The organism is Microbacterium galbum (genome assembly GCF_032464915.1).
GTDB classification, from domain to species: Bacteria; Actinomycetota; Actinomycetes; order Actinomycetales; family Microbacteriaceae; genus Microbacterium; species Microbacterium galbum.
Genome location: NZ_JAWDIS010000001.1, coordinates 1,341,615 through 1,358,596 on the forward strand (window position 1 = coordinate 1,341,615; position 16,982 = coordinate 1,358,596).

16 protein-coding genes are annotated in these 16,982 nt (G+C 71.3%); 8 read left to right on the forward strand and 8 right to left on the reverse strand.

What is annotated here, in order from left to right; all coding sequences use genetic code 11:
- Positions 1–11: 11 nt before the first annotated feature.
- From RWH45_RS06325 to RWH45_RS06335, 3 genes are all read right to left on the reverse strand, one after another.
- Positions 12–1,013 carry an ABC transporter permease gene (locus RWH45_RS06325; protein WP_315994031.1) on the reverse strand — a complete coding sequence of 334 codons (1,002 nt, stop codon included), beginning with the start codon at positions 1,011–1,013 and terminating at the stop codon, positions 12–14.
- Complete coding sequence (locus tag RWH45_RS06330) at positions 1,013–2,347, reverse strand: quaternary amine ABC transporter ATP-binding protein (protein ID WP_315994032.1); 1,335 nt, start codon at positions 2,345–2,347, stop codon at positions 1,013–1,015. Before RWH45_RS06330 ends, RWH45_RS06325 begins: the two co-directional genes overlap by 1 nt.
- A gap of 382 nt (positions 2,348–2,729) precedes the next feature.
- Positions 2,730–3,035 carry a chorismate mutase gene (locus RWH45_RS06335; protein WP_315994033.1) on the reverse strand — a complete coding sequence of 102 codons (306 nt, stop codon included), beginning with the start codon at positions 3,033–3,035 and terminating at the stop codon, positions 2,730–2,732.
- Positions 3,036–3,115: 80 nt separating this feature from the next.
- On the opposite strand from RWH45_RS06335, the gene RWH45_RS06340 reads away from it, so the two are divergent.
- Complete coding sequence (locus tag RWH45_RS06340) at positions 3,116–4,240, forward strand: AI-2E family transporter (RefSeq protein WP_315994034.1); 1,125 nt, start codon at positions 3,116–3,118, stop codon at positions 4,238–4,240.
- 66 nt (positions 4,241–4,306) lie between these two features.
- Here the strand turns inward: RWH45_RS06340 and RWH45_RS06345 are convergent, their stop codons facing one another.
- Together RWH45_RS06345 and RWH45_RS06350 are read right to left on the reverse strand one after the other, a co-directional pair.
- Positions 4,307–5,506, reverse strand: coding sequence for a lactonase family protein (locus tag RWH45_RS06345; RefSeq protein WP_315994035.1), 1,200 nt, complete (start codon positions 5,504–5,506; stop codon positions 4,307–4,309).
- Complete coding sequence (locus RWH45_RS06350) at positions 5,506–6,792, reverse strand: adenylosuccinate synthase (RefSeq protein WP_315994036.1); 1,287 nt, start codon at positions 6,790–6,792, stop codon at positions 5,506–5,508. Before RWH45_RS06350 ends, RWH45_RS06345 begins: the two co-directional genes overlap by 1 nt.
- A 103-nt stretch (positions 6,793–6,895) precedes the next feature.
- Here RWH45_RS06350 and RWH45_RS06355 point away from each other — a divergent pair, with 103 nt between their 5' ends.
- The 4 genes from RWH45_RS06355 (at position 6,896) to argG (ending at position 10,879) form a co-directional block, all read left to right on the forward strand.
- Positions 6,896–7,588 carry a Pr6Pr family membrane protein gene (locus tag RWH45_RS06355; RefSeq protein WP_315994037.1) on the forward strand — a complete coding sequence of 231 codons (693 nt, stop codon included), beginning with the start codon at positions 6,896–6,898 and terminating at the stop codon, positions 7,586–7,588.
- A gap of 71 nt (positions 7,589–7,659) precedes the next feature.
- A complete protein-coding gene (locus RWH45_RS06360) occupies positions 7,660–8,658 on the forward strand; it encodes a glycoside hydrolase family 6 protein (protein WP_315994038.1) in 999 nt (332 codons plus the stop codon).
- Positions 8,659–8,677: 19 nt separating this feature from the next.
- Positions 8,678–9,355, forward strand: coding sequence for a peptidylprolyl isomerase (locus RWH45_RS06365; protein WP_315994039.1), 678 nt, complete (start codon positions 8,678–8,680; stop codon positions 9,353–9,355).
- 81 nt (positions 9,356–9,436) lie between these two features.
- Positions 9,437–10,879, forward strand: coding sequence for an argininosuccinate synthase (argG, locus tag RWH45_RS06370; protein ID WP_315994040.1), 1,443 nt, complete (start codon positions 9,437–9,439; stop codon positions 10,877–10,879).
- A 70-nt stretch (positions 10,880–10,949) separates the two neighbouring features.
- Here the strand turns inward: argG and RWH45_RS06375 are convergent, their stop codons facing one another.
- Positions 10,950–11,438 (reverse strand): hypothetical protein, encoded by a 489-nt coding sequence (locus RWH45_RS06375; protein WP_315994041.1) that lies wholly within the window; start codon positions 11,436–11,438, stop codon positions 10,950–10,952.
- Between the two features lie 70 nt (positions 11,439–11,508).
- Between RWH45_RS06375 and RWH45_RS06380 the strand changes: the two genes are divergently transcribed.
- The 3 genes from RWH45_RS06380 to RWH45_RS06390 are packed head-to-tail and all read left to right on the forward strand — an operon-like array spanning position 11,509 to position 14,659.
- Complete coding sequence (locus tag RWH45_RS06380; RefSeq protein ID WP_315994042.1) at positions 11,509–12,117, forward strand: TetR/AcrR family transcriptional regulator; 609 nt, start codon at positions 11,509–11,511, stop codon at positions 12,115–12,117.
- Complete coding sequence (locus RWH45_RS06385; RefSeq protein WP_315994043.1) at positions 12,117–12,725, forward strand: hypothetical protein; 609 nt, start codon at positions 12,117–12,119, stop codon at positions 12,723–12,725. Before RWH45_RS06380 ends, RWH45_RS06385 begins: the two co-directional genes overlap by 1 nt.
- Complete coding sequence (locus RWH45_RS06390) at positions 12,722–14,659, forward strand: YhgE/Pip family protein (protein ID WP_315994044.1); 1,938 nt, start codon at positions 12,722–12,724, stop codon at positions 14,657–14,659. The genes RWH45_RS06385 and RWH45_RS06390 overlap by 4 nt, the downstream gene beginning before the upstream one ends.
- A gap of 93 nt (positions 14,660–14,752) precedes the next feature.
- Here the strand turns inward: RWH45_RS06390 and RWH45_RS06395 are convergent, their stop codons facing one another.
- Positions 14,753–16,237 (reverse strand): sensor histidine kinase, encoded by a 1,485-nt coding sequence (locus RWH45_RS06395; protein WP_315994045.1) that lies wholly within the window; start codon positions 16,235–16,237, stop codon positions 14,753–14,755.
- Positions 16,234–16,956: a response regulator transcription factor gene (locus RWH45_RS06400; protein WP_315994046.1), complete on the reverse strand. Its 723-nt coding sequence runs from the start codon at positions 16,954–16,956 to the stop codon at positions 16,234–16,236. Before RWH45_RS06400 ends, RWH45_RS06395 begins: the two co-directional genes overlap by 4 nt.
- Between the last annotated feature and the right edge of the window lie 26 nt (positions 16,957–16,982).

The window sequence follows — 16,982 nt, forward strand, 5'->3', positions numbered from 1 at the left end:
GGGAGGGAGGGTCAGCGGCCCGTCGAGATCGGCGCGCGGCGCGGAGACGCTTCCGCGCGCTCGGCCTCGCGTGCGGCATCCGCCGAGGTGTCGACGGGCCCGGCCGCGGGGGCGCCGGCCGTGGCCGCCGCCGTGGAGCGGGCGGCACGACGACGCCCGAGCACTCCGAGCAGCGAGCCGGTGTTGTCGGCGCGATTGCCGAGAGCCGCGGTGAGGCGGTCGAGGTAGACCGCGAGGATGACGACGCTGAGGCCCGCCTCGACACCCTTGGGCAGATTGACGGTCGAGATCGACTGCACGACCTCCTTGCCGAGGCCGTCGGCGCCGACGATGCCGGCCACCACCGCCATCGACAGCGCGAGCATGATGACCTGGTTGACGCCGGCCATGATCGTGGGCGTCGCCAACGGCAACTGGATGCCGCGCAGGATCTGCCACGGGGTGGCACCGAACGCCTGACCCGCCTCGACCGTCTCCGAGTCCACCCCGCGGATGCCGAGCTCGGTCAGTCGCACGCCCGGGGGCAGCGCGAAGATGACGGTCGAGACGACACCGGGCACGACGCCGATGCTGAAGAACGTGATCGCGGGGATGAGGTAGACGAAGGCGGGCATCGTCTGCATGAAGTCGAGGATCGGCTTCAGCACGGCACGCACGGTGCTGTTGCGCGCCGACCAGATGCCGAGCGGCACCGAGATCGCGACGGCGACGATCGTCGCGATGAGCACGAGCGCGAGGGTCTGCATCGCGGTGACCCACTGCCCCATCGCGAGGATGAGGGCGAAGCCCACCACGGTGCCGAGCGCGAGCTTCCACGAGCGCAGCAGCCAGGCCAGGAGCGCAGCGACCACGATGACGACCACGATGGGCGCCGACAGCAGCACGTCGCTGAGCCCGCCGACGAGGAATCGCACGGTCACGGCGATGACGTCGAACAGGCCCGAGAGGTTGTCGCGCAGCCAGTCCACGGCGGAGTCGACCCACGAGCCGACGGGGATGCGGAACCCGTCCATCAGCGCACCCCCTCGGTCTCGGAGGCGACGACCGGCGCGTCGAGCACCGCGTCGATCTCAGCGGAGGGCAGGGGCTGGGGCAGCACGGTGATCTCCTCGGTGGAGCTGGGCCCGGGTCCGAGCGCGGCCAACAGGGTCACGCGCGGGATGACACCGGTCAGGCGGCCGTCGGCATCGAGCACGGCGAGCGGCAGGGGCGACTCGACCGACGGCACGAAGAGGTTCATGAGCACGTCGTCCTCGCGCACCGCCTGGGGCAGGGGCTTGAGCCGGCTGAGCAGGGAATTCTCCCCGGCCCGCACGAGCTTCATGGCATCCCGATCGGTGATGATGCCGAGCGGCTTGCGGTCGCGGTCGGTGACGTAGACGGCCGACATGTAGGCGTCGCGCATCTGGCGCAGGGCGGTCCGGGGACCGGCCGAGGCGTCGACGCGCGGACGCGGACGTTCCATCACGTTGCCGGCGGTGAGCACGCGAGCGCGGTCGACATCCTGCACGAACTGCTCGACGTAGTCGTTCGCCGGGTCGGTGAGGATGTCCTCCGGGGTGCCGATCTGCACGATGCGCCCGTCGCGCATCACGGCGATGCGGTCGCCCAGGAACATCGCCTCGTTGAGGTCGTGGGTGATGAAGACGATGGTCTTCTTCAGCGTCCGCTGCAACTCGATGAGCTGCTCCTGCATCTCGCGGCGGATGAGCGGGTCGAGCGCGCTGAACGCCTCGTCCATCAGCAGGATGTCGGTGTCGGCGGCGAGCGCCCGGGCGATGCCGACGCGCTGCTGCATCCCGCCCGACAGCGCCGAGGGGAGCTTCTCGCCCCAGCCCTCGAGGCCGACGAGGCCGAGGATCTCGTTCGCCTTCGCGAGGCGCTCGGCCTTGCCGACGCCGCGGAGTTCCAGGGGGTAGGCGACGTTGGCCGCGACCGTGCGGTGCGGAAGGAGCGCGAAGTGCTGGAAGACCATCGCGAGGCGATCGCGCCGCAGAGAGCGCAAGCGGGCGGGACCGACACCGGTGAGGGCGTCGCCCTTCACCTCGACGGTGCCGGCGGTCGCCTCGTGCAGGCCGTTCAGCATGCGGATGATCGTCGACTTGCCCGAGCCCGAGAGGCCCATGATGACGAAGATCTCGCCGGGGCGGACGTCGAAGCTCGCGTCGATGACGGCGGCCGTTCCGTGGTCGGCGATCTCGTCGCGCGTCGAACCCGCGCGGAGTTTGTCGACGGCGGCCTGCGGGGCACGGCCGAAGACCTTGAAGAGATTCTTGGCGGCGAGGGCGGGTGTCTCGCTCGCGGGTGCGGACGGAGCGGGCTCCGTCGAAGCAGGCGGATGTGTCACTGGTGCACCTCAGCGGCCTTCGGGTGGCCGCATAGGTCACGCCCGGGTGGCAGCCGTCGGCGCTCTCCGGGGGTGGAGCACGTCGACACCGGACATCGGGTCCGGAGTCCTGGCCGCCGACCGTACGCTCGCGGCATCCCCTCCCCCGAGAAGACACCGACGACCGCGGACTGGTCGGGTGAACGGCCCCTCAAGGGCCTCACCCAACGTTTCACGGTGATGGATCGGCTGGCAAATCGCCCCGCGCCTTGCGGAACCGGGTTCCGTGTGGCACGCGCGCGCGCCTGACCCGACCTCCCGCACGGGGGAGGGATCCATGCACGCGCATGTCACCCCGGGCGTGTCGCAGCGCCCTTGCACCAGGGGGCGGGATGTGCCGAGGTCAGTCGTCCTGCGGCTCGGCCGCGGCCGTGCGGTGGTGGCGGATGACCTCCGCCACGACGAAGTTGAACCACTTCTCCGCGAAGGCCGGATCGAGGTCGGCGTCCTCGGCCAGACGCATCAGCCGCGCGATCTGCTGCTCCTCGCGGGTGGGATCGGATGCCGGCATCCCGTGCTTCGCCTTGAGCACCCCGACCTGCTTGGTGCAGCGGAAGCGCTCGGCCAGCAGGAAGATCAGCGCGGCGTCGATGTTGTCGATGCTGCCGCGCAGCCCTTGAAGGATCGTCGAGGGATCGGCGTCGGTCATGAGTCCTCCCACATCGCTCCGACCCTACCGCGCCGAGCCGTGGGCCGCCGTCGGCGGGAGCCGAGTCCTACAGTGTGACCATGAGCCGATCGACGCGCCCCGACCCGACCGCCGTAGGCGCCGACGCCGGGGCCGCCACGTCGCGCGACAAGCCCGTGTGGTCGGCGATCTCCCGCCCCTACGCGGCGGGCTTCTTCCTCACCCTCGGCGGGCTCACCGCCTTCCTGCTGGCGCTCGCGCTCGGCAAGCTCTCGACGGTGCTCATCTACATCGCGATCGCGCTCTTCGTCGCCCTCGCCCTCGACCCCCTCGTGCGCATGCTCGTGCGCCGCGGACTGTCGCGGGCCTGGGGCATCGTGATCGTCTTCGGCGGCCTCGCCCTCGTGCTCGCCGGGGCGTTATGGCTGCTCATCCCGCCGGTCGTGCGTCAGGTCGAGCAATTCGTCGGGGACATCCCCTCGTTCGTCAACGACGTCATCGACAGCGACGCGGTGCGGTGGGTGGAGCAGAACTTCGGCGACAGCCTCGGCGACGTGCTGAAAGAGGTGCAGGGCTTCGTCACCAACCCCGCCAACATCGCCGCCATCGGCGGGGGGCTGCTGCAGGTGGGCATCAGCATCGGCGAGTTCATCTCGGGCGCGATCATCGTGCTCGTGCTGAGCCTGTATTTCCTGGCATCCCTGCCGAAGATGAAGAACAGCCTCGTGCGCCTCACCCCCGCGCGCAGCCGCGAGACGGTCTCCGACATGACCGGCCAGATCACCGACTCCGTCGGCGGCTACCTCGCCGGCATGGTCGTGCTCGCGCTGTGCAACGCGGTGTTCGCGTTCATCGTGCTGACGATCCTGCAGCAGCCGTTCGCCGCACTGCTCGCGGCCCTCGCATTCGGCATCACGCTGATCCCCCTCGTCGGGTCGGTGCTGTTCTGGGCCACCGCGACGCTGTTCACGTTGATCGTCAGCCCGACCGCGGGACTCATCTTCGCCATCGTGTACCTCGTCTACATGCAGATCGAGGCATACATCCTCACGCCGCGCGTCATGAACCGCACGATCTCGGTCCCCGGCGCGCTGGTGGTCATCGGCGCGCTCGTCGGCGGCACGCTCCTCGGTCTGCTCGGGGCGCTGGTGGCGATCCCCGTCACGGCGTCGGTGCTGCTGATCATCAAGCAGATCGTCATCCCGCGACAGGATGCAAAGAAGTAGCGTCGGCTTCTTCGCCGCGGCGTGCGGACGGCTCCTCGCCGCCGCGGGCCGACGTGCCCGTGCCGCTCAGCGCATCGCGAGTAGACGCGTCGGGGACGCCGACACGGTGCGATGCCGCACCCGGCCGGGCACGCCCGTGCGCGCGTCGAGCGGGAGCGACACGATCTCGTCGGCGAGCTGACCGGCGACGAGCAGCGTGTCGTCGACCACAAGATGGTGCCGCGGCCAGTGCGTGCCCGTCTCGGCGAGCGCGGTGAGCTGCAGGGCCTCCCCCGCGCCGCGGACCGTGAGGACGCCGACCGTGTCGCTTCCGCGAACGCCGGCGTAGAGCGTCGCCCCGTCGCGACTCATGCTCAGCTCCGCAGCAGTGTCGGTGTCGAGGGTGCCGAGCAGCGGTTCGCCGGAGCGTACGTGCCAGCGGCCCTCGCGGTCGCCGGCGAGCGCGAACACCTCGCGGCTGAGCTCGGTGACGACGTAGAGGTGCCCCGACGGATGCCACACGCCGTGCCGCGGCCCGCTGCCCTTCGGCAGGACGACCTCCTGCACGAGACGGAGTCCGGAGGGCGCGTTGCGCCACAGGCGCACGAGGTCGAGTCCCATATCGGTCGTCGCGACCAGGCCGCCGGGGAGGAACGTGGCCTGGTGGGCGCGCGAGACGCGCGCGCCCGCCGCCGCCTCCTCCGACTCGGCGTCGGTCTCGGGAACGTCGTCGTACGGGGGCACGAGGTGCGCGTACTCGTCGCCGGCGGCATCTCGCAGAGCGCGGGCCGCGGCGGCGAGGTCGGGGACGACGGCGCCCGACACCCGCGCGCCGGTGGACACCGTGCCCTCCTCCGGTGACGAGCCGTACGGGTCGGCCGCCTCCGCGGCGATCACCGGCCGGGAGGGGCGGCCGGCGGCATCCAGGTCCATGCGCACCACGCGTCCGTCGCCCCAGCAGCTCGCGACGAGGGACGTCGCGTCGGGCGCCACGGCCACGTGACACACGGCCTCACCCGCCTCGATCGGCGCGCCGATGGGGGCCAGCCGCTTGTCGGACACGCGGCGGTAGGCCTGCACGACGCCGTCGGACTCCAGGGCGGCGTACAGCAGGTCGCCCGAGGGGTGCGGCGCGATCCACGAGGGCGATCCCGGCGCGGCGACGGCCGTGCCGACCATGCCGAGAGGACCACTCGCCCCGGGAGCATCGGACTCTCCGGCCTGCAGGATGCCGATCCCCTCGGCTGAGCCGGCATCCGCGGCGTAGGCACCGACCCAGAGGCGCATCAGTCGATGAGGTCGTGGCGCACGATCACCTGGTCGCGGGCGGGACCCACGCCGATGACCGAGATGCGGGTGCCGCTCATCTTCTCGAGGGCGAGCACGTAGTCCTGGGCGGTCTGCGGCAGGTCGTCGAACGTGCGCGCCGACGAGATGTCCTCGCTCCAGCCGGGGTAGTACTCGAGGATCGGCTTCGCGTGGTGGAAGTCGGTCTGGTTGACCGGAAGGTCGTCGAACCGCTCTCCGTCGACGTCGTACGCGACGCACACGGGGATCTGGTCGAGCCCCCCGAGGATGTCGAGCTTGGTCAGCACGAGGTCGGTGATGCCGTTGATGCGCGTGGCGTAGCGCGTGATGGGCGCGTCGTACCAGCCCACGCGGCGCGGGCGGCCGGTCGTCGTGCCGAACTCGAAGCCGCGCGAGCGCAGCCAGTCACCGCTCTCGTCGAACAGCTCGGTCGGGAACGGACCCGACCCGACGCGCGTCGTGTACGCCTTCACGATGCCGACGATGCGGTCGAGGCGGTTCGGACCGACCCCCGAGCCGGTCGCGGCGCCGCCGGCGGTCGCCGACGACGAGGTCACGAACGGGTAGGTGCCGTGGTCGACGTCGAGCATGGTGGCCTGGCCGCCCTCGAAGACGACGACGTCGCCGGCCTCGAGCGCGTCGTTGAGCAGCAGCGAGGTGTCGGCGACCATGGGACGCACGCGGTCGGCGTAGTCCAGCAGGTCGTCGACGATCTCGTCGGCCGTGATCGACCGGCGGTTGAAGATCTTCACCAGCAGGTGGTTCTTCTGGTCGAGCGCGCCCTCGACCTTCTGGCGCAGGATGTTCTCGTCGAAGAGGTCTTGCACGCGGATGCCGACGCGGTTGATCTTGTCGGCGTAAGCCGGGCCGATCCCGCGCCCGGTGGTGCCGATCATGCGCTTGCCGAGGAAGCGCTCGGTGACCTTGTCGAGCGTGCGGTGGTACTGCGTGATGATGTGCGCGTTGGCGCTGATCTTGAGCCGGCTGGTGTCGAGACCGCGCGCGTTGAGCGCCTTGAGTTCGTTGAAGAGCACCTCGAGGTCGACCACGACGCCGTTGCCGATCACCGGGGTCACCCCGGGAGACAGGATGCCGCTGGGCAGGAGGTGCAGCGCGTACTTCTCGTCGCCGATGACGACGGTGTGGCCGGCGTTGTTGCCGCCGTTGAACTTCACCACCCAGTCGGTGCGCTCACCGAGCAGATCGGTGGCCTTGCCCTTGCCCTCGTCGCCCCACTGGACGCCGACGATCACGATTCCGGGCATGAGTGCTCCTCGCATGTTGTCCGGCGGTACACCCCATCCTACCGAGAGGGTGCGGCACGCCCGCAGCCTGTCGTCGTGAGCGCCGTCTCACTAGCCTGAGCCCATGACGAGAACGAATGGGTGGGCCACCGGCTGGAACATCGCCCGGGCCGTCGCGGCCGCGGCCATCATCACCGCGGTCGTGGCGCAGTTCGTCTCGACCGTCGCGGGGGCCGTCGACAACGGACGCGACGTCGTCACCACCGTGGCGAACTTCTTCAGCTTCTTCACGATCCTCTCGAACGTGTCGGCGGCGATCGTGCTGCTTCTGCTCGCCGCACGGTTCCTCCGACGGCGGAGCCTCGAGGCCGATCCGCCCGCCCTCGCGACAGCGCTGGCGTGGGTGTCGACCTACATGATCGTCACCGGCATCGTCTACAACCTGCTGCTGCGCGGTCTCCCCCTCCAGCCCGAGACCGTCGGCTGGTCGAACGAGATCCTGCACGTGTGGGGTCCGCTGTTCCTGCTCCTCGACGTGCTCCTCGGGGCGGGTCGCCGACGTCTCGGATGGGGCGCGGCCCTCGGCGCTGCGATCTTCCCGATCGCCTGGATCGTCTACACGCTGGTGCGCGCGCCCCTCATCACCAACCCCACGACGGGGGCACCCTTCTGGTACCCCTACCCGTTCCTCAACCCGAACGAGGGCGGCGGCTGGGGCAGCGTGGTCGTCTACATCGTCATCATCACGGTCGTGATCGTCGGGCTCGCCTTCGGCGTCGTGGCGATCGGCCGTGCGCGGGGTCGGCGCGCAATCTGACCCGAACGGGGCGCTTTCCCGGCGCAACCGGGCATAATGACTCGTCCCGTCCCTCGACGAAAGCCCGCCGGATGCCGCCGCGTCGCACGTTCCGCACGATCGCCCTCCTCGCGGGCACCCTCGTGGCCCTGATCGCGCCGTTCGCGGTCGCCGGTCCGGCAGCGGGCGAGAGCCCCCGTGCGACGCCTCGCGTGGCGACCGCCAACCCGTTGGCATCCGGGCCCGCCCTTCCGACGTACTCGGCGGCCGCCGAAGCGCAGAAGGCGGCCGCCGCGGCCGGTCGCACGGAGGTCGCGAAGCAGATCGGCGTCATCGCGCGTCAGCCCACGGCGGTCTGGCTGGGCGAGTGGTACGACCGCTCGGCCCTCGTGCGGGTGCTGCAGGCCGAGACCCGCGCCGCCGCGCAGCAGAAGAAGCCGGCCGTCTTCGTGCTCTACGCCATCCCGGCCCGCGACTGCGGCCTGCACTCCGGCGGCGGCCTCGACCCCGCTGCGTATCGCGAGTGGGTCGCCCTCATCGCGCAGACGCTGCGCGGGACCCGCGCGGTCGCGATCGTCGAGCCCGACGCCCTCGCGATGCTCGGCGACTGCGCCGGGCAGGGCGATCGCACCGGCCTCATCCGCGACGCCGTCCGTACGCTCGCCTCGGCGGGGGTGGCCTCGTACATCGACGCGGGCAACTCCGGATGGATCCCGGCCGAGACGACGGCCGCACGATTGCGCGACGCCGGCGTCGCCGAGGCCCGCGGGTTCGCCACCAACGTCTCGAACTTCTACACGACGGCATCCGAGCAGAAGTACGCGGAGCGCGTGCGCGCCCTCCTCGGCGGCAAGACGCGGTACGTCATCGACACCTCGCGCAACGGCCGTGGGTGGACCGGCGACTGGTGCAACCCCTCCGGTGTCGGTCTCGGCGGCACGCCCCGCGCCGTCAGCGGCAGCGGCGGGCTCGACGCCCTGCTGTGGATCAAGCGCCCGGGCGAGAGCGACGGCACCTGCAACGGGGGTCCTTCGGCGGGGAGCTGGTTCGAGAAGGCCGCGCTCGACCTGGTGACCTCGCGCAAGAGCTGAGCGCCCTACCCTGGGACGCGTGCGTACGCGACTGATGTCCGCGGCCCTGGCCGCCTCCGCCCTGCTCCTGCTCGCCGGCTGCTCCGGCGGCACCTCGGACGAGGCCGCTCCCGCTTCGAGCGCCTCCGCGGCGAGCGCCGGCAGCGCCGAGTGCGCCTACCCCGCCTCCGGGCAGCCCGCCGTCGACGTGACCCCGCCCGCCGCGGGCACCGACCGACCCGCCGGTGACGTCGAGGCGGTGCTGAAGACCTCGGCGGGAGACATCCCCCTCACCCTCGCCGGCGAGCGCACCCCGTGCACCGTCGAGAGCTTCGTCTCGCTCGCGCAGCAGCAGTACTTCTCGAACACCGAATGCCACCGCCTCACGACCTCGGGCATTTTCGTGCTGCAGTGCGGCGACCCCACCGGCACCGGTCGCGGTGGTCCCGGCTACCGATTCGCCGACGAGCTCGACGGCGCCGAGAAGTACCCGGCGGGCACGGTCGCGATGGCCAACGCCGGCCCCGGGACCAACGGCTCCCAGTTCTTCCTCGTCTACGAGGACACGACGCTGGATCCGAACTTCACCGTGTTCGGCACGATGTCGCCCGAGGGTCTCGCGGTCGTCCAGGGGATCGCGGCAGCCGGCGCGGAGGGCGGCGCCCGCGATGGGCGTCCGGCCACCCCCGTCACGATCACCGACGTCGTGGTCGGCTGAGGCTCCTCCCCAGGCAGCTCGCCGGCCGCACTCCTCCACCGGAGTCGGGCTGCGGCATCCCTCCGCCCTAGAATCGAGGGCATGTCCAAGGTCCTGCAGTCCCTTCCCGTCGGCGAGCGCGTCGGCATCGCCTTCTCGGGTGGTCTCGACACCTCCGTGGCCGTCGCGTGGATGCGCGACAAGGGCGCGGTTCCCTGCACCTACACGGGCGACCTCGGGCAGTACGACGAAGACGACATCGCCTCGATCCCCGGCCGCGCGACGCAGTACGGCGCCGAGGTCTCGCGCCTGGTCGACTGCAAGACGGCGCTGGTCGAAGAGGGCTTCGTCGCGCTCGCCTGCGGCGCGTTCCACATCCGCTCGGGCGGCCGCACCTACTTCAACACCACGCCCCTGGGTCGTGCCGTCACCGGCACGCTGCTCGTGCGCGCCATGAAAGAAGACGGCGTCGACATCTGGGGCGACGGCTCCACCTACAAGGGCAACGACATCGAGCGGTTCTACCGCTACGGCCTGCTCGCCAACCCCGCCCTGCGCATCTACAAGCCCTGGCTCGACGCGGACTTCGTCACCGAGCTGGGCGGCCGCAAAGAGATGAGCGAGTGGCTCGTCGCGCATGACTTCCCCTACCGCGACAGCGCCGAGAAGGCCTACTCGACAGACGCCAACATCTGGGGCGCCACGCACGAGGCCAAGACCCTCGAGCACCTCGACGTCTCGCTCGAGATCGTCGAGCCGATCATGGGCGTGCGCTTCTGGGACCCCGCGGTCGAGATCGAGACCGAGGACGTCACCGTCACCTTCGAGGCAGGTCGTCCGGTCGCGATCAACGGCACGCGCTTCGACGACCCGGTCGCCCTGGTGCGCGAGGCGAACACGATCGGCGGACGCCACGGCCTCGGCATGAGCGACCAGATCGAGAACCGCATCATCGAGGCCAAGTCGCGCGGCATCTACGAGGCCCCGGGCATGGCGCTGCTGTTCCTGACCTACGAGCGCCTGGTCAACAGCATCCTGAACGAAGACACCCTGGCCACCTACCACGAGCAGGGTCGTCGCCTCGGTCGCCTCATGTACGAGGGCCGCTGGCTCGAGCCGCAGTCGCTCATGCTCCGCGAGTCGATCCAGAAGTGGGTCGGATCGACCATCACCGGCTCGGTCACGGTGCGCCTGCGCCGCGGCGAGGACTACACGATCCTCGACACCGTGGCATCCGGCATGTCGTATTCGCCCGAGAAGTTGTCGATGGAGCGCGTCGGCGACGCCGCGTTCGGTCCGGTCGACCGCATCGGTCAGCTCACCATGCGCAACCTCGACATCGCCGACTCGCGCGCCCGTCTCGAGCAGTACGCCTCGCTCGGCCTCATCGGCGGCCCGACCGGCGAGCTCGTCGGCGATGTCGCCGCGGGCGGCGCGCAGGAGATCATCGAGCCCGCCGCTCCCCTCTCTGCCGCCGGCGAGCGCCTGGCCGAGGCGACGGATGCCGCGGGCGAGTCCGCCGCGTTCGACGCCGGCACCGACTGAGGCAGTCACGCACGAGAGCCCGCGGCGCCTGGCGTCGCGGGCTCTCGTGCGTTCTCGACGGCCTGCTCTTCTAGAGGACGCCGCAGGCGCTGAAGACGGTTGCCTTAGGCCCCTCCGGGGCTTGGAGGAGATATGACCCGGCGTCATCGCGGATGAGTGTCCACGGCATCTGTGCGATCACGCTCCTGCCCGGCGTCAATTCCACGTCTCCGGGCGCGCCCGTCGTCACCGAGGCGTCTGTGGCGTACGCGTCCCGGAGTCCCGCGATCGTCGAGGCGGGGGCGGTGGCTCCGAAGACGCGATTCCCGTGCCAGCGACCGATTCCCGCTTCTTCCCCCGCGCAGTCCTCGACGTCGACGTCGACGGGTTGATCGAAGCGGATCTCGCCGAACGCGGCAACCAGATCATCGCTGGTCTCGCGAGCGTCGATACGCAGCTCACTCATCGATTTCGTGAACGTCGGCGTCGCGGCGCCGGTCGGGGCGTCCGCCGTGCACCCGGCGAGACTCGTCGCGACGAGGGGAACGGTCAGCAGACAGAGGAGGCGGGATCGGCGCACCGCTCGATCCTTCAGAGGGCGGCGAAACTAAGTTGCACACTACTGTGCACTTTAGGCGTACACTCGACGCGTGAGCATCCCCACCCGCCGCGACGCCGTCGAGAACCGCGCCGGCATCCTCGATGCGGCCACCGCCGCCATCGGGCACGACCCCCGCGCCTCGATCGACACGATCGCCCGCCGCGCCGGCCTGTCGCGCCGCGCCCTCTACGGCCACTTCGACGACCGCAACGCCATCGTGCGCGAGGTCATCGCCGCCGGCGCCGCGCGCTTCAACGCCATCGCCGACGACGTCGACGACGCGGATTCCCGCGTCGCGCTCGCCCGCCTGGCATCCGAGCTCTGGCGCGAAGCCGCCCACGTGCAGGCCGCCGCGGCCCTCGCGCTCGACGACGCGCACCTGCCCGAGACCTCGGCGGCCCTGGCTCCGCTGCGCCGCCGCATCGATGCGATCGTGCGCCGGGGTCAGGAGGCGGAAGAGCTGCGCACCGACCTCCCCGCGCCCACCCTGGCGCGCCTGCTCGAAGAGACCGGCCGCATGGTGGTCTCCCGGGTGGATGCCGAGTCCTCGACCGCCCGCTCCATCGCGGTGTGCGCCGTGCTGGGCATGGCCGGCCTGTCGTGGACCGAGGCGCGCGGCATCCTCGCGCAGCACCCCGAGCTGGAGGCGCAGGCCTGATGAGAATCGTCGTCGACGCCGTCGCCAAAGGACGCAGTGCCCTGCCCGAGACCTCGACGGCCTACGAGACCGGCGCGGCCTCCCTCGTCGTCGCCGAGACCGAGCAGCGGCCCACGGTGCTGGGCCTCGTGGCATCCGGTCGCATGAAGGTCGACGCCGGCACCGTCACGATCGACGGTCGCGCCGACCGCGGGGCGATCCGCCGTCGCGTCGCGCTCGTCGACGCACCGGTCGTGTCGGAGCCCGAGCCGAACGTCACCGTCACCGGCGTCGTCGCCGAGGAGCTGATGTTCGCCGGGCGCGCGCCGACGCCGTTCGCCGCGGCGCGCTGGCTCGAGCAGATCGGGCTCGAGGCGATCGCCGGACTGCCCATCGGCAACGTCGATCCGGCCGCACGCGTGCGGCTGCTGCTCGAGCTCGCCGCCCTGCGCGCGGACGTCGAGGGTCTGGTGCTCGTCGCACCCGACCGCCACGGTGGCGAGCCTCTCGGGTGGTGGCGCATCGCGCGGGAATTCGCCGAACGCGGCTACGCCGTGCTCGTGATCGCGGGCAGCGCTTCGCGCACCGCGATCGATTCGTTCGACGAGGCCGAGGAGGCCACGCGGTGAAGATCCCCCAGATGATCGCGGCCGAGCTGCGCCGCCTCACGTCCACGCGCATGTCGGTGCTGGCGCTGGTCGCGCTGCTGGCGGTCCCGATCCTCTACGGCGGCCTCTACCTGTGGGCGAATCAGGACCCCTACGGCAACCTGTCCGAGGTTCCCGTGGCCCTCGTGGTCGATGACCAGGGCGCCGACGTCAACGGCGAGCAGCGCAACCTCGGCGACGAGGCGGCCGAGCAGCTGCTCGACGACGGCACGTTCGAGTGGCACCGGGTCTCGTCGGATCAGGCCGACGCCGGCCTGCAGGCCGGCGACTTCGACTTCGTCGTGACCCTGCCGACCGACTTCACCGATGCCGTGGCCTCGCTCTCGACGAACACCCCGCGCCAGGCCGACATCGAGCTGCGCACGAACGACGCGAACAACTACCTCGCCTCCACCATCGGCACGCAAGCGGTCGCCAAGATCCAGACCTCCGTCGCGCAGAAGGTGATCGACGAGGCCGGGGGGACCCTGCTCGACGCCCTGCACACCATCCGCGTGAAGCTCGTGGATGCCACCAACGGGGCGACCCAGCTCGTCGACGGTCTCGGCACGGCGAAAGACGGTTCGTCGCAGCTCGCGGGCGGGTCGACGACCCTCGCCGACGGATCGGCGCAGCTGGCCGATGGCACGGCCCAGCTCTCAGCGGGAGCGGGTCAGCTTCGCGACGGCACCGCGCAGCTGCGTGACGGATCGGCGCGCGTCGCCGACGGGGCGGCGCAGGTCGCCGACGGCGTGGACCGCATCGACGCGGCTGCGCGGCAGGTCGGCTCGATCGCCGGCGACGCCGCGGCGCAACTCCCCCAGGCACGCGCCGACATCGCCACGGCCCTCGCGAACGCCGGTCTCGACCAGGCGCGCATCGACGAGATCCTGTCGCGCCTCGACCCCGTGGGCGAACGTCTCACATCGGCGAACGATCGCGTGCAGAGCACGGTCGACCAGATCAATCAGCTCGACGACGGCGCCCGCCAGGTCGCCGACGGCAGCGCCTCGGTGGCGTCCGGCGCGGCGAACGCGGCCGACGGGGCGTCGGCCCTCGCCGACGGCGCCGCCTCGGCGGCATCCGGTGCCGTGCGGCTGCGCGACGGATCCGCCCAGCTGCGCGATGGCGCGGCCCAGCTCGACAGCGGCATCGGCCAGCTCTCCGACGGCGCGACCCAGCTGCGCGACGGTCTCTCGGCGGGCGTCGATCAGATCCCCGACTCCGACGACGCCACGCGGGCGGCCCAGGCCGCGGCCATCAGTGATCCCGTCGCCGTCGGCACGAGCTCGGTCACGAAAGCGCAGAACTACGGTGCGGGCCTCGCGCCCTTCTTCGCCGCCTTGGCCGGCTGGATCGGCATCTACGCGCTGTTCCTCATCGTCAAGCCCGTCTCCAAGCGCGCCATCACGGCCCTGCGCTCCCCCGTGCGGGTGACCCTCGCGGGATGGCTCACGCCGGCGGGCCTCGGTGCCCTGCAGATGGTGGGGCTGTTCACGGTGCTCGCGATCGCCCTGCAGTTCTCGTTCGCGAATCCGTGGGCCGCCCTCGGCATCCTGCTCTTCGCCTCGGCGACGTATGCGGCGATCGTGCTGGCGCTGAACGTGTGGCTCGGCTCGGTGGGGCAGTTCCTCGGCCTCGTGCTGATGGTCCTGCAGCTCGTCACCGCGGGCGGGACGTTCCCGTGGCAGACGCTCCCCGCTCCCCTGGCGGCGCTGCACCACGTGCTGCCGATGGGGTACGTCGTGGATGCGATGCGCCAGGTCATGTACGGCGGAGACGTCTCGCGGGTCGGCCCCGACCTGCTCGTGCTCGGGGCGTGGATGGTCGGCGGCGTGCTGCTCGCGGCGATCGGCGTGACCCGCATGACGCACCACCGCACCCTGCGCGACCTGCAGCCGAGCCTGATCGGCTGACGCGCCCTCCGCACCCCGCGCGAGTCGCCAGAATCTGTCGCTTCCGGTCATTCCCCGGCGACGATTTCTGGCGACTCACGCGTGAGCGCCGGGTCACACCGGCAGCCGCACCTCGAACACCGTCCGCCCCGGAACGCTCTCGACCGCGATGCTCCCGCCGTGGGCCTCGGTGATCGCCTGGGCGATCGAGAGCCCGAGGCCCGTGCTGCCGGCATCCCGGTTGCGGGAGTCCTCGGCACGGGCGAATCGGTCGAACAGCCGCCCGGCGACCCCCGGGTCGATCCCCGGTCCGTCGTCGGCGACGCGCAGCACCGCCCCCGCCCCGTCGCGAGCGAGCGACAGGGTCACCGTCGTCCCCGGAGGGGTGTGCACCTGCGCGTTGCGCAGCAGGTTTGCCACGACCTGGCGCAGGCGGTTCTCATCGCCCGTCACCGAGATGAGGTCGTCGGTGACGTCGAGGCGCCAGGCGTGCGCGGCATCCGCCGCCTGCGCGTCGCTCACGGCGTCGACGGCGAGGAGCGTGAGCTCCACCTCGTCGCGGCGCAGGGGCTGACCGGCATCCAGGCGGGCCAGCAGCAGCAGGTCGTCGACGAGGGATGCCATGCGCGTGGCCTCCGACTCGATCCGGTCGAACGAGCGGGCCTGCGTCGGCGTCATCGGTGCGTCTTCGCCCAGCGACAGCTGCGCGTAGCCGCGGATGCTCGACAGGGGCGTGCGCAGCTCGTGGCTGGCGTCGGCGATGAAACGGCGGAGCTGGTCCTCGCTGTGCTGACGGGCCGCGAGCGAGGACTGCACGTGGCCGAGCAGCCCATTGAGCGATGCTCCGACCCGGCCCACCTCCGTGACCGGATCGGTGTCGGCGGGGGCGACCCGGTCGGGGATCTCGACGCTGCCCGCCGCGAGGGACAGCGTCGACACCCGCTGAGCGACCGCGGCCACGCGATCGAGGGGCCGCAGACTCCGGCGCACGAAGAGCGAGAGGCCGACCACGGCGATCAGCAGGGTCGCCGCGCTCACCGCGAGGAGGATCACCGTCAGGGCCGTCGTGGTCGCCGTGACGTCGGCATCCGAGTTGCCGGCGAACACCGTCGTGCCGTCGACCTCGGCCGCGGCGACCCGGAACGAGCCCAGGTCACCGCCCAGGTCGATCGTGGTCGGGACGCGGTCGGTCGGCACGCCCGCCCGCAGCGACGCCACCTGGTCCGCGGTGAGCTGCACTTGCGTGCCGTCGCTGCGGGTGTACTCCGACGCGCGAACGGTGCCGTCGGAGGCGACCGTCACCTGCAGCGAGCCGATCCGCGGCGCCGGGCGGCCGGCATCCTGACCCTGCGTCTGGCTCGGCGGCGGCTGCGATCCGCTCCGGTTCTCGAACGACCCGCGGCCCGCCGCGAACGACAGCCCCTCGGTCACCTGCTGATCGAGCCGGTCGAGGGTGAAGGAACGCAGCGAGACGATCGTCGCGAGACTCATCACCACGAAGGCCAGCGCGACGAGCAGGCTGGTCCCGACGACGAGGGTGCGGCGCAGCGTCCACCGCCGCCGCGACGACGGATGCCGCGACACGGCGGACGCGGTCATGACGCCTTGATCGTGTAGCCGACGCCGCGCACCGTGTGGATGAGGGGTTCGCCGAGGGTGTCGATCTTCTTGCGCAGGTACGAGATGTAGATCTCGACGACGCTGCCGTCGCCGCCGAAGTCGTAGCTCCACACCTGGTCGAGGATCTGCGCCTTGCTCAGCACCCGGCGGGGGTTCTGCATGAGGTAGCGCAGCAGCTCGAACTCGCGCGCGGTGAGCTTGATCGGGATGCCACCGCGCTCGACCTCGTAGGCCTCCTCGTCGAGGGTCAGATCGCCCACGCGCAGTCGCGGATCGGCGTCGGCGACGGCGGCGACGTGGCGTCGGGCCATGCCGCGCAGTCGGACGACGACCTCCTCGAGGTTGAACGGCTTGGTGACGTAGTCGTCGGCGCCGGCCGAGATGCCGGCGATGCGGTCTTCCACGGCATCCTTCGCCGTCAAGAAGAGCACGGGGGCGTCGTTCCCGGCCGCGCGGACCCGGGCGAGCAGCCCCATGCCGTCGAGCCCCGGCATCATGATGTCGAGCACCAGCAGGTCGGGGTCGAAGTCGCGGATGACGCCGAGCGCCTCCTGGCCGTCGGCGGCGGTGCGGGCGTCCCACCCCTCGTTCTGCAGTGCCATGCGCAGCAGCTCGCTCAGGTTGGCCTCGTCGTCGACGACGAGAGCGCGGATCGGCGTGCCGTCGGGACGCAGCAGGGGGGCGGGGCGGGAGGTCATGGATGCCAGCATGCCCGCCCACAGCG